This is a genomic window from Saccharothrix syringae (genome assembly GCF_009498035.1).
Lineage (GTDB): Bacteria > Actinomycetota > Actinomycetes > Mycobacteriales > Pseudonocardiaceae > Actinosynnema > Actinosynnema syringae.
On sequence record NZ_CP034550.1, the window covers coordinates 6,753,734 to 6,772,811 of the forward strand.

5 protein-coding genes are annotated in these 19,078 nt (G+C 74.2%); all 5 read right to left on the reverse strand.

Features of this window, described 5'->3' with window-relative positions; translation table 11 throughout:
- Positions 1-80 precede the first annotated feature (80 nt).
- From EKG83_RS28815 to EKG83_RS28835, 5 genes are read right to left on the reverse strand one after another with little or no spacing between them, the layout of a single operon-like run.
- Positions 81-1,244: a pyridoxal-phosphate dependent enzyme gene (locus tag EKG83_RS28815; RefSeq protein WP_033433834.1), complete on the reverse strand. Its 1,164-nt coding sequence runs from the start codon at positions 1,242-1,244 to the stop codon at positions 81-83.
- On the reverse strand, positions 1,241-2,845 hold the full coding sequence (gene cmdF / locus EKG83_RS28820) for a tyrosine 2,3-aminomutase (RefSeq protein ID WP_051766582.1): 1,605 nt from the start codon (positions 2,843-2,845) through the stop codon (positions 1,241-1,243). The genes EKG83_RS28815 and cmdF overlap by 4 nt, the downstream gene beginning before the upstream one ends.
- Positions 2,842-4,536, reverse strand: coding sequence for a non-ribosomal peptide synthetase (locus EKG83_RS28825; RefSeq protein ID WP_051766581.1), 1,695 nt, complete (start codon positions 4,534-4,536; stop codon positions 2,842-2,844). The genes cmdF and EKG83_RS28825 overlap by 4 nt, the downstream gene beginning before the upstream one ends.
- Complete coding sequence (locus EKG83_RS28830; RefSeq protein ID WP_033433833.1) at positions 4,533-5,522, reverse strand: ketoacyl-ACP synthase III family protein; 990 nt, start codon at positions 5,520-5,522, stop codon at positions 4,533-4,535. Before EKG83_RS28830 ends, EKG83_RS28825 begins: the two co-directional genes overlap by 4 nt.
- Before the next feature lie 10 nt (positions 5,523-5,532).
- Complete coding sequence (locus EKG83_RS28835) at positions 5,533-19,008, reverse strand: non-ribosomal peptide synthetase (RefSeq protein WP_228122256.1); 13,476 nt, start codon at positions 19,006-19,008, stop codon at positions 5,533-5,535.
- Positions 19,009-19,078 lie beyond the last annotated feature (70 nt).

Sequence of the window (19,078 nt, forward strand, 5' to 3'; positions counted from 1 at the left end):
TCGAATGCTACCACGCGACCATCGGCCGGACGAGGGAGCGGACGGGCCCACTCGAATTCTTTCCCGAAGGGGAAACGCGGTCAGGCGAATGTGGCGGCCGCCCCGACCGAGCTGATGTTCACCAGGATCGACCGGTCCGGGGCGCGGTGCGCCTCGGCGATCACCGCGGCCAGCTGGTACCCGGTCTCCAGGGCCACCCGGGGGCCCTCGGTCTCGGCGAACAGCGCGGCGGCGACCCGCGCCTGGTCGACGCCGACCGTGGTGGTCCGGATCAGGCCCTCGGCGTGGCAGCGGGCGACCGGGGCCGCCACGATCGTGGACCCGAGGCCGCCGATGTAGTCGGTGCCGAGCAGCCGTTCCAACCCGTACGTGCGCAGTTTCGGGTAGAAGCCCTGGTCGTCGATCGAGTACCGGCCCCACACGCCCTTGCTGACGATCGGGCACAGCTCGGACTCGGCGCACACCACCTCGGGCCCGTCCGCCCCGGCCAGCCGGTCGGCGAGGAAGGTCCCCGAGACGCCGAGCAGGTTGGCCCCGCCGCCGCAACTGCCCACCACCACGTCCGGCCGCAGGTCGCCGAGCTGTTCGCGCGCCTCCAACCCGACGATCGTCTGCGGCAGGATGAAGTAGTTGTAGACGCTGCCGAACACGTAGCGGGCACCCGGCTGCCGCCGGGTGTGCTCGACCGCGTGGTTGGCGGACAGCACGAGCGGGTCGAACCGGGCGTCGTCGTCGGGGTGGACCACCTCCACCCGGGCGCCGGCGGCCCGCATCAGCTCCGCGCGGTCGGGCCGCGCCCGCAGGCTGGCCGCGTCGATGAAGCAGAGCACCTCCAGGTCGAACTCGGCCGCCGCCAGGGCCAGGGCGATCCCCCAGTTGCCCGTCGTCTCGGTGGTGATCCTCCCGATGCCGTCCCGCGCGCAGTGGTACGCGACCCACCAGGCGCTGTTCGCCTTGTGGTTGCCCGAGGGCGTCGCGCCCTCGTCCTTGACGAACACCCGGCAGCCGTTGCCGACCGCCTCGGCGAACGCCCTCGCCTCGAACAGCGGGGTCGGGCGGTAGCGCGCGAACCTCTCCCGCAGCGGTTCGGGCACGGGCACCAGGGGGTCGGTGGACAGCTCCAGCCCGGCGAGGGAGGGCGGCAGCACGGCGGCGAGCCGGTCCAGGGTGATCGGTTCGTCCGTCTCCGGGTCCAGCACGGTGCCCGGGCAGTGCGCGGACAGGTTCAGCAGCGCGTCGATCAAGGCGTCTCCACGGGATCGGTTGCGGTCAGGTCCACGAACTTCCCGACGAGCTGCCGGCCTTCCCCGCTCACCGCGAACTCCCTGACCCGGTCGACCATCCGGTAGACCGGCGCCTCGTCCCGGTAGGCGGTCACGCGCTCGGCCAGCGCCGAGTGCCAGGCCGCGGCCGCCGGGCTGAGCCGCTGCGGGCCGAGCACGTGGCTCGCCTGGAACAGGCAGCCGGCCAGCACGGCGAGCATGGTGCCGACGTTCTCGCACAGGGTCAGCGCCTTGCGCGCCGAGTTCAGGCTCATGCTCACGATGTCCTGGTTGCCGGCGTTGGAGGGCAGCGTCTTGACCGACGCGGGCGCGGCCAGGTCGAGGTTCTCGGCGGCGATGCTGGTGGCCAGGTACTGGGTGCCGCTCAGCCCGGAGGACAGCCCGCTGTCGTCGAGGGCGAGGAAGTCGGTCAGCTCGCCGTTGAGGTGGGGGTCGACCAGGCGGTTGACCTGCCGCTCGGCGAGCACGCCCAGCTCGGTCAGCGCGACACCGAGGTAGTCGCAGGCCATGCCGACGTACTGGCCGTGGAAGTTGCCGCCGTGGAAGGACTCCTCGGCGGTGTCGAAGATCAGCGGGTTGTCGTTGGAGGAGTTCAGCTCGCGGGTCAGCACGCTCCGGCAGTACCGCATGGTGTCGTGGACCGGGCCGAGCACCTGGGGCACGCAGCGCAGCGTGTAGGCGGACTGGATGTAGACCCCGGCGTCGACCACGCCCACGGTGTCCCGGGTGCGCGAGCTGATCTCCTCCATCAGCTCGACGTGCTCGCGGGTCAGGTCGCTGCCTTCGAGCAGGTCGCGCAGCGACGCCGCCACGGCGATCTGGCCGGGGTGGCCCTTCAGCTCGTGGCCGCGGGCGTCGAACGCCCTGGTGCTGCCGCGCAGGCACTGCACGTACAGGCCGGAGAGGAACACCGCGAGCCGGAGCAGGGCCTCCGCCCGCACCAGCGCCACGGCGGCGGCCCCGGTGGACGCCGAGGTGCCGTTGATCAGCGCCAGCCCCTCCTTGAAGCCCAGGGTCACCGGCTCCAGGCCGAGTTCGGCGAGCACGCCGGCGCTGTCCCGCCGCGCGCCGCCGTGCACCACCTCCCCCTCGCCGATGATCGGCAGCGCCATGTGGCACAGCGGGGAGATGTCCCCGCTGGCGCCCAGCGAGCCCTGCTGCGGGATCAGCGGGTGCACCCCGCGGTTGAGGAACTCCACCAGCATCCGCACCACGGCCGGGCTGGCCCCCGAGTAGCCGCGGGCCAGGCAGTTCAGCCGGGCGGCCAGGATCGCCCGGGTCACCCCCTCGTCGAACACCGCACCGACCCCGGTGGCGTGGTTGCGCAGCAGGTTCACCTGGAGCTCGGTCTGCCACTCCGGACCGACCACCACGTGCGCCAGCTCGCCGAAGCCGGTGTTGACCCCGTAGACGGGCACCCGCTGCTCGCCCCAGCGCTGCACCCGCTCGAACGTGGCGCGCAGCGCCGCGGCGCTGTCCGCCGCCACCTCCACCCGCTCGCCGTCCAGGGCGATCGCGGACAGCTGTTCCGGGCTGAGGCCGTAGCCGTCGAGGACGATCATGGTTGCTCCTTCGTGGGCACGCGCAGCGTGGTGAGGTAGGCGGCGAAGTCGCCGAACCGGGAGTGGTCGAACACCGCCCGCCGGGGCACGGCCAGGCCCAGCCGGGTCCGCACCCGGGCGACCACGTCCGGGGCGAGCAGGGAGTAGCCGCCGACCCCGAAGAAGTCGTCGTCCACACCGATCTCGGCGCACCCGGTGGTGTCCCGCCAGATGCCGGCCAGCTCCCGCTCCAGCTCACCGCTGGGCGGGCGGCCGAGGGGCGCCCGCACGGGCGGGGGGAGCGCCGCCCGGTCCACCTTGCCGGTCGACGTGCGGGGCAGGTCGTCGAGCAGCACGTAGTGGGCGGGCACCATGACCGGCGGCAGCACGCGCACCGCGTGGCGGCGCAACGCGGTCACCTCCGGCCGGCGGTCGGGGTGCGCGACGACGTAGGCCGCGATCCCCGGCGCGACCCGGCCGGCGCCGTGCAGCCGCACCGCCACCTCGGCGACGCCCGGCGCGGTCGACAGGGCCGCCTCGACGTCGCCGAGCCGGACCCGCACGCCGCGGATCTTCACCTCGTCGTCGAGCCGGCCGACGAACACCAGCTCCCCGGCCGCGTCGTACCGCCCGAGGTCGCCGGTGCGGTACACCCGGACCGCCGGGTCCCCGCCCGGGTCGGCCAGGAAGCGTTGCGCCGTCTCGTCCTCCCGCCCCAGGTAGCCGTGCGCGAGGTACCGGGAGCGGACCAGGACCTCACCGACGCCGGTGCCGGTGCCGGTGCCGGTGCCGGTGCCGTCCAGCAGGACCTCGCGGCCGGGGATGGGCCGCCCGACCGGCACCACCTCGCCGGTGAACCCGGCCGGCACGCGGTACCAGGTGGCCAGGGTGCACTCGGTGGGCCCGTAGAAGTTGCGGACCTCGGCATCGGGCAGGTACCGGGCCGCGGCGGTGAGCAGGTCGGGTGGCAGCACCTCGCCGAACAGGCCCAGCGAGCGGACCTCGGGCAGCGGCCGGTCGGCACGGGCGGTGAACAGCGCCCGGCACAGGCTGGGCACGGTGAGCAGGTGGCTGACCCGCTGCTCGGCGACCAGCGCGGCGATCCGGGCCGGGTCGGACTTCTCCCCGGCCGACGGCACCACCAGGGTCGCCCCGGCGTGCAGCGCCGCGAGCACCTCGGCGTAGGCGGCGTCGTAGCTCATCACGGCCCACTGCAACACCCGGCTCCCCGGCGCCAGCGCCAGCTCCGCGGCGAACCAGCGGGCGAACTGGTCGAGGTTGGCGCGGGGTTGCACGATCCCCTTGGGCGTGCCGGTGGAGCCCGAGGTGTAGACCACGCAGCCGGTGTCCGCGGGCACCGCCGCGGGCCGGCCGCCGAGCCGGCGGGCGACGGGTCCCCCGGCTTCCCAGGTGAGCAGCGCCGCCGGCCGGCAGTCCCCCACCACCTGCTCGCGGCGCACCGGCGGGTGGGTGGGGTTCAACCAGACGAACGGCACCTCGGCCCGCAGGGCGGCCACCAGCGCGATCACCGCCGGCAGGCCCTCGTCCACCTCCACCGCCAGGACCTCGCCGGGGGCCAACCCCAGCGCCCGCAGCACCGCGGCGCACCGGTCCACCAGTGCCGCCAGCTCGCCGTAGCCGGTCACGCCCTCGGCGCTGTGCACGGCCGGCGCGGCCGGGTCGTGCCCGGTCAGCCGTTCCCAGGCGTTCACGGCGCCTGCCCCGTCACCTCGACCACCGCCAGCGTGCAGGCGAACCCGCTGCCCCCGCCGACCAGCAGCACCGCGTCGCCGGGGCGCACCGCGCCGGTCGTCACCAGGTGGTGCAGGCCGACCAGGTTGTCGGCGGCGCCCAGGTGCCCGGTCGTCGCGCCGAAGTCCCAGGTGGACAGGGTGTCGTCGAGGCCGAGGATGCGGAACAGGCCGAGGTTCACCGGTTCGGTGGCCACCACCGGCACCGCGCGGGTGATCCGGTCGGCGGTGGTGCCGGCCTCGTCCAGCACCTGCTCGAAGGTTTCCGTGATCACGTCCCTGATCCGCTCCAGGTGCTCGTGCACGGGCACCACGTGGTGGTACCGCTCGCGCATCGCGGTGAAGTCCACCGGCTCGGCACCGGCCGGGAACCCGTCGCCGCGCGACTCCGCCTCCAGGCCGTTGTCGTAACCGGTGGCGATGGCGGTGATCCGGGCGAAGCCGCCGTGCGCGCCCAGCAGCAGCGCACCGGCGCCGTCGCCGAACACCGCCTGGGAGTCGCAGTTCCACCGGTCGAAGCCCGCCGCGTCGAACCGGTCCGCCGCGGTGACCAGCACGTGGCCACCGCCGTCGGCGAGCAGTCGCGCGCCCAGTTCCACCGCGGCCAGGCCGCCGTTGCAGGACTGGAGCACGTCGTAGCCGGGCACGTCGGCGCCGACCGCGTGCGCCGCCACGTACGGCGCGGCGGACCAGTACCGGGCCCCCTGGGAGTCGAGGTAGGTGTGCAGCACCGCCCGCACCGGCGGCGGCGAACCACCCAGTGCCTCCTTCGCCGCCAGCACGGCCATCTCGGCCGCCACGTGCTCGTCGGCGACGCACACCGAGGTGATCCCGCCGGCCTCGGCCTGCTCGGCGGAGTACCAGCCCCGGGACACGGCGTCGGCGGTCTCGACCCGCGCGGGCAGGTGGGCGCCGAGGCCCGCGACGTACAGGTCGGGCGTTCGCATCCGGTCCCCTTCAGCGGAGCTTCGCGGCCAGGACCGGCCCGATCTGGGCCAGTGACTCGGGTTGGGTCATGCGGTGGTGCCGGCTGACGACGTCGTGGTCCTCGATGGTGCCGCCGACGTAGCGCCGCCACGCCTCGGGCGTGGCCACCCGCGGGTCCAACGTGGAGGTGAACAGCAGCAGGTCGCCGGGGAAGAAGTCCGGGACGTGCTCGGCGGCCAGCCGGGTGTTGTTCAGCATGGTGTCCGCGATGGCCGTCACGTGCCGCTCGGACAGGCTGGCCAGCGCGCTGCCCCGGCCGCGCAGGATGGCCACGAACTGCTCGAAGGTGACCGGGTCGTCGGTGTCCGGGGTGCCGTCCAGCGCGAACCGCACGGGCTCGTCCTCGCGCGGGGTGCCGAACAGCAGGAGCAGCAGCGCCAGGATGCTGCGCTCGCTGGGCACCGGCTTCTCGGGGAGGTCGCACACCGGGGTGGAGTCGAGCATGGTCAGCGTGGCGACCCGCTCACCGCGCCGGTGCAGCTCGGTGGCCACGGCGTGGGCGACCAGACCGCCGAAGGACCAGCCGAGCAGGTGGTAGGGACCGGTCGGCCGCACCGCGCGGATCTCGTCGGCGTACTCGGCGGCCATCTGCCGCACCGAGGTGGGCAGGGGGCCGCCGCCGGCGAGGTTGCGGGCCTGCACCGCGTAGATCGGGCGGTCCGGGCCGAGGTGCCGGAGCAGGCCGCTGTAGGCCCAGCCCAGGCCGCCGGCCGGGTGGACGCAGAACAGCGGTTCCCGGGTGCCCCTCGCCCGCAGGGGCAGGATCACGTCCACCGCCGCGGCGGGTTCGTCCACGTCCAGGTGGGACGCCAGCTCGGCCGGTGTCGGGCGCTCGAACAGGGTGCGCAGCCCCGGTTCGACGCCCAGGGTCGCGCCGATCCGGGCGATCAGGCGGGTGGCCAGCAGGGAGTGCCCGCCCAGCGCGAAGAAGTCGTCGTCGATGCCGACCTCCGGCACGCCGAGGACTTCCGCGAACAGCCCGCAGAGCAGTTCCTCCTGCGGGGTTCGCGGCGCCCGGCCACCGCCCGCGGCGAGGTCGGGCGCCGGCAGGGCGGCGCGGTCGAGCTTGCCGTTCACCGACAGCGGCAGGTCGTCCAGCGGCACGAACACCGACGGCACCATGAACCCGGGCAGCCGGTCGCGCAGGAACCGCCTCAGCACCGGCCCGTCCACCGGCGGCACCACGTAGGCCACCAGCCGGTCCTCCCGCGCCGTCACCACGGCCTGTGCCACGTCGGGGTGCTCGCGCAGCGCCGTTTCGACCTCGCCCAGCTCGACCCGGAACCCGCGCACCTTCACCTGGTGGTCGGCCCGGCCCACGAACTCCAGCTCCCCGTCCGGGCGCCACCGCACCAGGTCCCCGGTCCGGTACATCCGGCTGCCCGGCGGACCGGACACGTCCGCCACGAACCGCTCGGCCGTCAACGCGGGCCGGCGCAGGTAGCCCCGCGCCACCCCCAGGCCGGCGATGTACAGCTCACCCACCACGCCCGGCGGCACGGGGCGCAGGCCGGCGTCCAGCACGTGCAGCCGGGTGTTCGCCACCGGGCTGCCCAGCGGCGGTGGCAGCGGTATCGTCTCCGCCAGCGGGTCGGACATGCCGGCGCAGGCCGTGGCCTCGGTGGGCCCGTACGCGTTGACCACCCGCCGGCCGCCGGCCCAGGCGGCCACCAGCGCCGGTGGGCAGATCTCCCCGCCGAGCACCAGGGTGCGCAGCGCCGGCAGCGGTTCCACCGGCACGGTGGTCAGCGTGGCGGTCGGGATGAACGCGTGGGTGATCCGCTGCTCGGCCAGCACCTCGGCGAGGGCGGAGCCGGCCAGCGGGACCGGCGGCGGGATCACCAGGGCGGCTCCGGCCGGGAACGCCATCAGCTGCTCGATGACCGACAGGTCGAAGCTGGGCGAGGAGAACTGGAGCACCCGGTCGCCCGGCCCGATCGCGTACCGCCCGGTCTGCGAGCGGGCGAGGCTCGCGACACCGGCGTGGGTGTTGACCACCGCTTTCGGCTTGCCGGTCGAGCCGGAGGTGTAGATCACGTACGCGGCGTTGTCCGGCCGCACCGGGACGGCGGGGTTGTCGGCCGGGTAGGCCGCGGCGGCCTCGGGGATTTCGGTCAGCACCAGCGCGGGTCGGGCGTCGTCGAGCATGAACGCGATCCGCTCGGCCGGGTACTCCGGGTCCACCGGCAGGTACGCGCCGCCTGCCTTGGTCACCGCCAGCAGGGCGATGACCAGCTCGGCGGACCGGTGCATCCGCAGCGCCACGATCCGCTCCGGGCCGATCCCCCGCTCGACCAGCAGCCGGGCCAGGCGGTTGGCCCGCTCGTCGACCTCCCGGTAGGTCAGTTCGACCCCGGCGTCGACGAGGGCCACGGCATCGGGCGCCTGCTGCTCGAACAGGGTCGCCAGGGTCGCGGTCGGGACCGGGGTGGCGGTGTCGTTGTAGGCGTGCAACCGCTTCCGCTCGTCGTCGGTGAGGACGTCGAACCCGCCGACGGGGCGGTCGGGCGCCGCGGTCAACGCTCGCAGCAGGTCGGTCCAGCGGGTGACGAGGGTTTCGACGCTGCCGCGGTCGAACAGGTCGGTGCTGTACTCGACGACACCGCGCACCCCGTCGGCCGCGCCGTCGGGGCCGCGCCGCTCCCAGAGGCTGAACGCGAGGTCGAACTCGGCGGTGGTGGCGGGTGTCGGGACCTGGCCGACGTCGAGGCCGGGCAGGGAGAAGTCCGGTCCCGGCGCGTTCTGCAGCGCCAGCACGACCTGGACCAGCGGGTGGCGGGACAGGGAGCGGGTGGGGTTGAGGACTTCGACCAGGTACTCGAACGGCACGTCCTGGTGGGCGTAGGCGTCCAGGGCCGTTTCCCGGACCCGTCCCACCAACTCGGCGAAGGTCGGGTTCCCCGAGGTGTCGGTCCGCAGCACCAGGGTGTTGACGAAGAACCCGACCAGGTCGTCCAAAGCCTGGTCGGTGCGACCCGCGATCGGGCAGCCCACCGGGATGTCGTTGCCCGCACCCAGCTTGGTCAGCAGGGCGGCCAGACCGGCCTGCAACACCATGAACACGCTCGCCCCGAGCCGCCGGGCCAGCGCCGCCAGGTCGCGGTGCAGCGCCGCGTCGAGGTGCACCGGCACGCCGTCACCGCGGTAGGAGTTGACGGCCGGGCGGGGGCGGTCGGTGGGCAGCTCCAACTGGTCGGGCAACCCGGCCAACTGCCCGGTCCAGTAGGCCAACTGCTCCGCGGCCAGGCTGTCCTCATCGGACTGGTCCCCCAGCAGGCGCCGCTGCCAGAGGGTGTAGTCCGCGTACTGGACCGGGAGCGGCGACCAGTCCGGTGCCTTGTTCTCGCAGCGAGCGGCGTACGCCGTGGCCAGGTCGTGCGACAGCGGGGACATCGACCAGCCGTCGGCGGCGATGTGGTGCACCACCAGCGCCAACACGTGCACGTCCGGGGCCAGCTCGAACAACGTCGTCCGGATCGGCGGCTCCGCGGCCAGGTCGAACTGGTACCGCGTCGCGCCCTCCACCGCCGCCGACAGCCCGGACTCGTCGACCCGGGTGATCCCCAACGAGGGCGCGGTGTCGACGACCTGCTGGCAGGCGACCCCGTCCACCTGGGGGAACACCGTGCGCAGGCTTTCGTGGCGCGTCACCACGTCGACGAGCGCGGCTCGCAGCGCGTCGCGGTCCAGCCGACCGGTCAGGCGCAGGGTGAGGGCGATGTTCTGGCTGACGCCCTCCAACCGGTGCAGGAACCAGAGCCGGTGCTGGGCGAAGGACAGCGGCAGGACGTCGGGGCGCTCCCCGGCGGTCAGCGGCAGCCGGGCTTCGTCCGCGCCGCGCACCAGCCGCGCCACGCCGGCGACCGTCGGGTGGTCGAACAGGGCGCGCAGGCCCACCTCCACGCCCAGGGTCGCCCGGATGCGGGCGATCAACCGGGTGGCCAGCAGGGAGTGCCCGCCCAGCGCGAAGAAGTCGTCGTCGACGCCGACCCGGGCGACCTTCAGCACCTCGGCGAACAGCCCGCAGAGCAGGTCCTCCTGCGGGGTGCCCGGCGCCCGGCCGCGCACCGCGGCCGGCTCCGGCACCGGCAGGGCGGCCCGGTCCAGCTTGCCGTTCACCGTGAGCGGCAGGCGTTCGAGCGGCACGAACACCGAGGGCACCATGAAGTCCGGCAGCCGGTCGCGGACGAAGTCGCGCAGCACCTCGCCCCGTTCCGCCGTCACGACGTAGGCCACCAGCCGGTCCTCCCGCGCCAGCACGGCGACCTGCTCCACGCCGGGGTGGGCGCGCAACACCGACTCGACCTCGCCCAGCTCGACCCGGAACCCCCGCACCTTCACCTGGTGGTCGACCCGGCCGACGAACTCCAGCTCACCGTCGTGCCAGCGGACGAGGTCCCCGGTCCGGTACATCCGGCTCCCGGCCGGCCCGTGCGGGTCGGCCACGTACCGCTGGGCGGTCAGCCCCGGCTGGCGCAGGTACCCGCGGGACATCGACAGGCCGCTGATGTACAGCTCACCCACCACGCCCGGCGGCACCGGCCGCAACGCGGGGTCCAGCACGTGCACCCGGGAGTTCGGCATGGGCCTGCCGATCGGCGCCGGCTGCGGGCAGTCGAGGTCCGGGGGCACCAGGTAGGTGGTGATGACGTGCGTCTCGGACGGGCCGTAGTGGTTGTGCAGCCGCCGGCCCGGGGCCCGGTGGAAGAACTCGCGCACCTCGTCGTCCAGGACCAGCGGCTCACCGCCCTGCGCGATGTCCAGCAGGCGGGGCAGGCTCCGGCCCTGCTCGTTGGCGGCCTGCGCGAGGCCGCGCACCACCAGGTTCGGCGCGAACAGCTCGGTGACGTCGTGCCGGTCCAGCCACTCGGCCAGCAGGGCGGAGTCGTGCCGCACCTCGTCGGTCGGCACCACCAGCGTCTTCCCGTACACCAGGGTCGACAGGACCTCCTGCACCGACACGTCGAAGCTGAGCGCGGTGAACTGCGCGGTGCGCGCCCCGGGTCCGCCGGGGAAGGCCGTGCGGTGCCACAGCAGGAGGTTCACCAGGCCACCTGCGGACATGACCACGGCCTTGGGGGTGCCGGTGGACCCGGAGGTGTAGATCACGTACGCGGCGTTCGCGGGGCGCGCCCGCGGACCGGGGTCGGTCTCCGGGGCGCGGCCGATCTCCGCGGCGGTTCCCGGGTCGTCCACCACCAGCCGGGGCACGTCCGCGGGCGTGAAACCGGCGTGGGTGAGCAGCAGGGACGGCCGGGCGTCGCGGAGCATGAACGAGATCCGCTCGGCCGGGTACTCCGGGTCCACCGGCAGGCAGGCGGCGCCGGTCTTGAACACGGCCAGCAGCGCCACGATCATCTCGGCCGACCGGGGCAGCGCCAGCGCCACGACCTGCTCGGCGCCGACGCCGCGGGCGATCAGGGCGTGCGCCAACCGGTTGGCCCGGGCGTTGAGCCGGCCGTAGGTGACCGTGGTCTCCTCGAACACGACGGCGGGCGCGTCCGGGGTGGCCCGCACCTGCGCCTCGAACATCGCCGGCAGGCTGGTCGCGGGGACCGGGGCGGCGGTGTCGTTGTAGGCCCGCAACCGGCGGTGTTCCTCGGCGCTGAGCACGTCGACCCGGCTGATCGGCAGCCCGGGGTCCGCGACCGCGGTGTGCAGCAGGTGCACCCAGCGGGCCACGAAGGACTCGACGCCGGCCCGGTCGAACAGGTCCGTGGCGTACTCCAGGACCCCGCCGATGCCCTCGGCGGTGCCGCCGGGGCCGCGCCGCTCGGTGAGGTCGAACGACAGGTCGAACTTGGCGGTGGTGGTGGGGGTGGGGACGAACTCGACGTCCAGGCCGGGCAGGGTGAAGTCGGTCTGCGGGGCGTTGTGCAGCGCCAGCATGACCTGGAAGAGGGGGTGGCGGGACAGCGAGCGGGTGGGGTTGAGGACTTCCACCAGGTACTCGAACGGCACGTCCTGGTGGGCGTAGGCGTCCAGGGCCGTCTCCCGGACCCGCTTGACCAGGTCGTCGAAGGTGGGGTCGCCGGAGGTGTCGGTCCGCAGCACCAGGGTGTTGACGAAGAACCCGACCAAATCGTTCAACGCCTGGTCGGTGCGACCGGCGATCGGGCTCCCCACCGGGATGTCGTCGCCGGCACCCAGCTTCGTGAGCAGGGCGGCCAACCCCGCCTGCAACACCATGAACACGCTCGCCCCGCACCGACGCGCCAGCTCCACCAGCCCGGCGTGCAGGTCGGCGTCCAGTCGGACGAGGACGTGGTCGCCGCGGTGGGAGGCGACCGTGGGGCGCGGGCGGTCGGTGGGCAGTTGCAGCTGGTCGGGCAGCCCGGCCAGCTGCCCGGTCCAGTAGGCCAGTTGCTCGGCGAAGGCGCTGTCCTCGTCGAACCGGTCCCCCAGCAGGCTCCGCTGCCACAGCGTGTAGTCCGCGTACTGCACCGGGAGCGGCGACCACCGCGGTTGCCGCCCCTCCCGCCGCGCCGCGTACGCCCGGGCCAGGTCCAGCGCCAGCGGGCTCAACGACCAGCCGTCGGCGGCGATGTGGTGCACCAGGATCAGCAGCACGTGCTCGTCCCGGGCCAGCTCGAACAGCGTCGTCCGGATCGGCGGCTCCGACGCGAGGTCGAAGTGGTGCTCCACCGCCGCCGGCAGCAGCTCCGCCAGGTCGTCGACCCGGATGACGTCCAGCACGGGGGTGACGTCCAGGACTTGCTGGTGCGCCACGCCCTCCACCTGGGGGAAGACCGTGCGCAGGCTCTCGTGCCGCAGCACGACGTCGCCGAGCGCGGCCTGGAGCGCGTGGCGGTCGAGCCCGCCGACCAGGCGCAGGGCGAGCGACACGTTGTAGGTGGAGTTGGGGCCCGCCACCTGGTCCAGGAACCACAGCCGCTGCTGCGCGAACGACAGCGGCACCTCGGCCGGTCGCTCCCCCGCGGTCAACGCCCGCCGGGCCCGGCCCACCCGGTCCAGGCAGGCCGCCACGCCGGCCACCGTCGGGACCTCGAACACGAGCCGCAGCCCGAGTTCCACGCCGAGGGTCGCCCGCACGCGGGCCACCAGCTGGGTGGCCAGCAGCGAGTGCCCGCCCAGGGCGAAGAAGTCGTCGTCGACGCCCACCCCGGGCACGCCCAGCACCTCGGCGAACAGCCCGCACAGCACCTGCTCCCGCGGTGTCCGCGGCGCCCGGCCGACCGCGAGCGGCGCCTCCGGCACCGGCAGCGCGGCCCGGTCCAGCTTGCCGCTGGCGGCCAGCGGCAGGCCCTCCAGCACCACGAACGCCGACGGCACCATGTAGTCCGGCAACCGCTCCCGCAGGTAGGCCCGCAGCTCCTCCGGCTGCCGCGCCGTCACGACGTACGCGACCAGTCGCTGGTCCCCCGGGCGGTCCTCGCGCACCACCACCACGACCTGGTCGACCCCGTCGTGCCCGCGCAGCACCGCCTCGACCTCGCCCAGCTCGACCCGGAACCCGCGCAGCTTGACCTGGTCGTCGGCCCGGCCCACGAACTCCAGCCCGCCGGCGCGCCACCGGACCAGGTCCCCGGTCCGGTACATCCGGGTGCCCGGCGGCCCGAACGGGTCGGCCACGAACCGCCCGGCGGTCAGCCCGGGCCGCCCCAGGTAGCCCCGGGCCGGCCCGACGCCGGCCACGTACAGCTCGCCCACCACGCCCGGCGGCACCGGTCGCAGCGCCGCGTCCAGCACGTGGGTCCGGGTGTTGGCCACCGGGCGGCCCAGCACGGGAACGGGCGAGTCGCCCAGTGACGCGGTGAGCGAGTCGACGGCGCACTCCGTCGGGCCGTAGAAGTTGAACGCCAAGACCTCCGGCTTCGCGCGCAGTTCCGCCCAGAACCGCTCGGAAATGGCCTCGCCGCTCACCATGACCGCCACCGGGTGCGCTCCCGGTCCGTCGAGCAGCCCTTCGGCCACCAGTTGCCGCAGGTACGACGGCGTGGTGTCCAGGTAGTCGAGGTGCCGCTCGGCGGCGTAACGCACGAACTCGCGCGGGTCGGACCAGGTGGCGTCGTCCACCACGTGCAACTCGTGCCCGGCGAAGATCCACAGCAGTTGGTCCCACGAGGCGTCGAACGACAGCGAGGAGGTCTGGGCGATGCGCAGCCGCTCGCGACCGGCCTTCGCCGCGGTCCGCGCGAACAGGTTCACCCGGTGGTGGTGGAACAGGTTGACGATGCCGCGATGGGTGGCGACCACCGCCTTGGGCGCGCCGGTGGAGCCGGAGGTGTGGATCACGTACGCCGGGTGCTCCGGGTGGATCGGCGCCTCGAAGTCGGTGTCCGGGTAGTCGGCCGCCGCGGCCAGGCCGGTGGCGGTCAGCACGCAGGCGGGCCGCACGCCGTCGAGCATGGCGTCGATCCGGGCGGCCGGGTAACCGGGGTCGATCGGCACGTAGGCGCCGCCGGCTTTCAGCACGGCCAGGATCGCCACGACGGCGTCGGCGGACCGCGGCACGAGCAGCGCCACCAGTGACTCCGGGCCGACCCCCCGGTCGGCCAGCAGCCGGGCCAGTTGGTTCGCGCGGGCGTTGAGCTGCGCGTAGGTGAGGGTGGTGTCGCCGAACACGACGGCGGTGTCGTCCGGGGTGCGCGCCGCCTGGGCCGCGAACAGGGCGGGCAGGGTGCCGGTCGGGACCGGGGCGCCGGTGTCGTTGTGGTCGGCCAGGTGGCGCAGTTCGTCGGCGCTGAGCACGTCGATCCGGCCCAGTGGCCGGTCCGGGGCGGTGACCGCCGCGGTCAGCAGGCGCTGCCAGCGCTCCACCAGGGTGGTCGCGGTGGCCTGGTCGAACAGGTCCGCGGAGTATTCGAGGGTGCCGACGATGCCGCCCGGGAGGCCGTCCGGGCCGTGCCGCTCGGACAGGCTGAACGCGAGGTCGAACGCGCCGGTGACGGTCGGGGTCGGCAGCAGGTCGACGTCGAGGCCGGGCAGGGTGAACCGGGCGCGCGGCGCGGTGTCCAGGGCGAGCATGACCTGGAAGAGGGGGTGGTGGGACAGGGAGCGGGTGGGGTTGAGGACTTCGACCAGGTACTCGAACGGCACGTCCTGGTGGGCGTAGGCGTCCAGGGCCGTTTCCCGGACCCGTCCCACCAACTCGGCGAAGGTCGGGTTCCCCGAGGTGTCGGTCCGCAGCACCAGGGTGTTGACGAAGAACCCGACCAGGTCGTCCAAAGCCTGGTCGGTGCGACCCGCGATCGGGCAGCCCACCGGGATGTCGTTGCCCGCACCCAGCTTGGTCAGCAGGGCGGCCAGACCGGCCTGCAACACCATGAACACGCTCGCCCCGCACCGACGGGCGAGGGCGACCAGGTCGCGGTGCAGCGACGCGTCCAGTCGGACCGGCACGCAGTCGCCCTGGTACGTCGACACGGCCGGGCGGGGGCGGTCGGTGGGCAGCTCCAACTGGTCGGGCAACCCGGCCAACTGCCCGGTCCAGTAGGCCAACTGCTCCGCGGCCAGGCTGTCCCCATCGGACTGATTCCCCAACAGGCGCCGCTGCCACAGGGTGTAATCCGCGTACTGCACCGGCAACGGCGACCAGTCCGGCGCCCTGCCCTCGCACCGGGCGGCGTACGCCGTGGCCAGATCACGCGACAGCGGGGACATCGACCAACCGTCGGCGGCGATGTGGTGCACCACCAGCAACAACACGTGCACGTCCGGGGCCAGCTCGAACAACGTCGTCCGGATCGGCGGCTCCGCGGCCAGGTCGAACTGGCGCCGCGTCTCCTCCGCCACCGCGGCAGGCAGGTCGCCGACCGGCCTGACCTCCAGCGCGGCCGCCGCGTCCACGACCCGCTGGTACGGGACGCCGTCGGCCTGCGGGAACACCGTCCGCAGGCTCTCGTGGCGGGTCATCAGGTCGGTCAGCGCGGACCGCAGCGCCGAGGTGTCCAGCCGGCCGGAGAGCCGCAGCGCGAACGGGATGTTGTAGTTGGCGCTCCGGCCTTCCAACTGGTCGAGGAACCACAACCGGTGCTGGGCGAACGACAGCGGCAGCACGTCCGGCCGCTCGCCCCTGGTCAGGGCCTGCCGGACCGGACCGGCGGCGGCCAGGCCGCCGGCGACACCGGCCACCGTGGGCGTCCGGAACAGCACGCGCAGCGGCACTTCCACGCCCAGGGTCGCCCGAATCCGGGCGGCCAGCCGGGTGGTCATCAGCGAGTGGCCGCCCAGCGCGAAGAAGTCGTCGTCCACACCGACCCGGGGCAGGCCCAGCACCTCGGCGAACAGGTCGCACAGCACCTGCTCCTGGGGCGTGCGCGGCGGTCGGCCGAACCGGTCCTCCACGACGACGGGCGCGTTCTGGTGGAGGGTGGCGAGCGGTTCGACGTCGAACCGGTGGAGCGGGCGGTCGGGATCGGCGACGGCCTCGGTCAGCAGGCGTTGCCACCGGTGCACCAGCGCCTCGGCGGTGGCGTGGTCGAACAGGTCGGTGGCGTACTCCAGGACCCCGGTCAGGCCGGGCCGCTCGGTCAGCCGGAAGGCCAGGTCGAACTTGGCGGCGTTGACCGGCGGGGGGATCTGGTCGACGACCAGCCCCGGCAGCGCGAACTCGGTCCGGGGGTCGTTGTCCAGCACCATCATGACCTGGAACAGCGGGTTGTGGGCGAGCGACCGCTCCGGGTTCAGCGCCTCGACCAGGCACTCGAACGGCAGGTCCTGGTGGGCGTAGGCGTCCAGCGCCGTCTCCCGGACCCGGGTGACCAACTCGGCGAAGGTCGGGTCGCCCGCGGTGTTCGTCCGCAGTACCAGGGTGTTGACGAAGAACCCGACCAGGTCGTCCAGGGCCTGGTCGGTGCGACCCGCGATCGCGCAGCCCACGGGGATGTCGTCGCCGGCACCCAGCTTGCCGAGCACGACGGCCAAGCCCGCCTGCAACACCATGAACACGCTCGCCCCGAGCCGCCGGGCCAGCGCCGCCAGGTCGCGGTGCAGCGCCGGGTCGAACCGCATGGGCACGGTGCCGCCCCGGTAGGACGGGACGGCCGGGCGGGGCCGGTCGGTCGGCAGGCGCAGGCAGTCCGGCAGCCCGGCCAGCGCTGTGGTCCAGTAGGCGAGCTGGGTGGCGAAGAGGCTGGACGGGTCGGACTTGTCGCCCAGCAGTTCCCGCTGCCACAGCGCGTAGTCCGCGTACTGCACCGGCAACGGCGCCCAGTCCGGCCGCCGGCCTCGGCGGCGCGCGGTGTAGGCCGTGGTGAGGTCCCGGGTCAGCGGGCGCATGGACCAGCCGTCGGCGGCGATGTGGTGCACCAGCAGCACCAGCACGTGCTCGTCCGGCGCCAGGGCGAACAGCTCCGCCCGGACCGGCGGTTCCGCGGCGAGGTCGAACTCGTGCCGCCCGATCGCCGCCAGCGCCGCGGCCAGGTCGTCGACCGGGGTGCGGTCGGGTGCCGCGACGGCGTCCACGACCACCTGGCGGGGAACGCCCTCGGTCTGCGGGAAGACCGTCCGCAGGCTCTCGTGCCTGGCCATCGTGTCGTCCAGGGCCGCGCGCAGCGCCGCGTGGTCGAGCGCACCGGACAGCCGCCAGGCCAGCAGGATGTTGTAGGTGGCGTTCGGTCCCTCCAACTGGTCGAGGAACCACAGGCGGTGCTGGGCGAAGGACAGCGGGACCTCGGCCGGGCGCGCACGGGCGGTAGGCGCCGGTCGGGTCGGACCGGCGGTGTCCAGCGCGGCCGCGAGCCGGGCGGCGGTCGGGTGGTCGAACAGGGTGCGCAACGTCAGCTCGGCGCCCAGCTCGGCGCGGACCCGGGAGATCAGCCGGGTGGACAGCAGCGAATGCCCGCCCAGCGCGAAGAAGTCGTCGTCCACACCGACCCCGGGCAGGCCCAGCACCTCGGCGAACAACCCGCACAGCGCCTCTTCCCGGGCGGTGCCCGGGCCGCGGCCGAGGACCGGGGGCGCTGCCGGCGCGGGCAGCGCGGACGGGTCGACCTTGCCGTTCACCCCGATCGGCAGGGCGTCCAGCACGACGACGGCCGAGGGCACCATGTACTCCGGCAACCGGTTCCGCGCGTGCTCCCGCACCGGCCCCGGCCGCACCGGCTCCTCCCCCGCCGGCACCACGTAGGCCACCAGGCGCTTGTCGTCCGGCCGGTCCTCCCGCACGACGACCGCGACCTGGCCGACACCCGGGTGCTCGCCGAGCACCGCCTCGACCTCGGGCAGCTCGATGCGGAACCCGCGCACCTTGACCTGCCCGTCGTCCCGGCCGCGGAACTCGAACGCCGCGCCGCGCCGCGTGACCACGTCCCCGGTCCGGTACATCCTGGCGCCCGGCGGTCCGTACGGGTCGGGCACGAACCGCTCGGCCGTCAGCCCGGGCCGTCCCAGGTACCCCCGGGCCACGCCGGCGCCCGACACGTACAGCTCGCCGGTCTCGGCCGGCCGCAACCGCTCGTCCAGCACGTGGACGCGGGTGTTCGGGACGGGCCCGGCGACCACCGGCTCCGGGGACACCTCCAGCGAGGTGACGAGCGGGGCGATCGTGCACTCGGTCGGGCCGTACGCGTTGTAGGAGTTCAGGCCGTCCGCCGCCCGCAGCTCCGCCCACAGCCGCGGGGGCACCGGCTCACCGCCCACCCCGACCGTGACCGGCCGCCAGGGGTGGGTCAGCAGGCCGTGGGACAGCAGCAGCCGCACGTACGAGGGCGTGCTGCCGACGTGGTCGATCCGGTGCCGGACGAGGTAGGAGACCGCCGCCTCCGGGTCCGCCCACACGGCGTCGTCCACGACGTGCAGCTCGTGCCCGGCGAACATCGCGAACAGGTGGCTCCAGGACGCGTCGAAGGACAGCGAGGCCGTCAGCGCGACCCGCAGCCGGCGGTCGCCGACCGACCGCACCGACATCGCGTAGGCGTTCTCGCGGTAGCCGTGGAAGCTGTTGAGCACGTTGCCGTGGCTGACGACCACGCCCTTCGGGCGCCCGGTGGACCCGGAGGTGTAGATCACGTACGCCGCCTGGGCCGGGTCGACCGGCGCGAGGTCGGCGTCCGGGCCGTGGACCTCCGGGCGGTCGTCGACCGGGTCGTCGAGCACCACCACCGGGACGCTGCTGTCGGCCGGCACCCGCGCCGCCGTGCGGTGGTCGGTGAGCAGCAGCACCGGTTCGGCGTCGCCGAGCAGGTAGCGGATGCGGTCGGCGGGGTACCGCGGGTCGACCGCCAGGCAGGCACCGCCCGCCTTCAGCACGGCCAGCAGCGCGACGACCACCTCGGCCGACCGGGGGAGCACCAGCGCGACAACGCGTTCCGGGCCCACACCCCCGGCGACGAGCACGTGCGCGAGCCGGTTCGACAGGGAGTCGACCTGGCCGAAGGTGAGCGCGGTGCCCTCGAAGACGACCGCCACGGCCTCCGGTGTGGCGCGCGCCTGCGCCTGGAACACCGCGACCAGGTCCGGGGCCGGCGGTTGCCCCTTCAGCACGAACAGCTCCACTGCCGCATCGCCTGCACCCGCCGGCCTCCTCACGCTGGGTAGCGGACTTCCGGCTTCC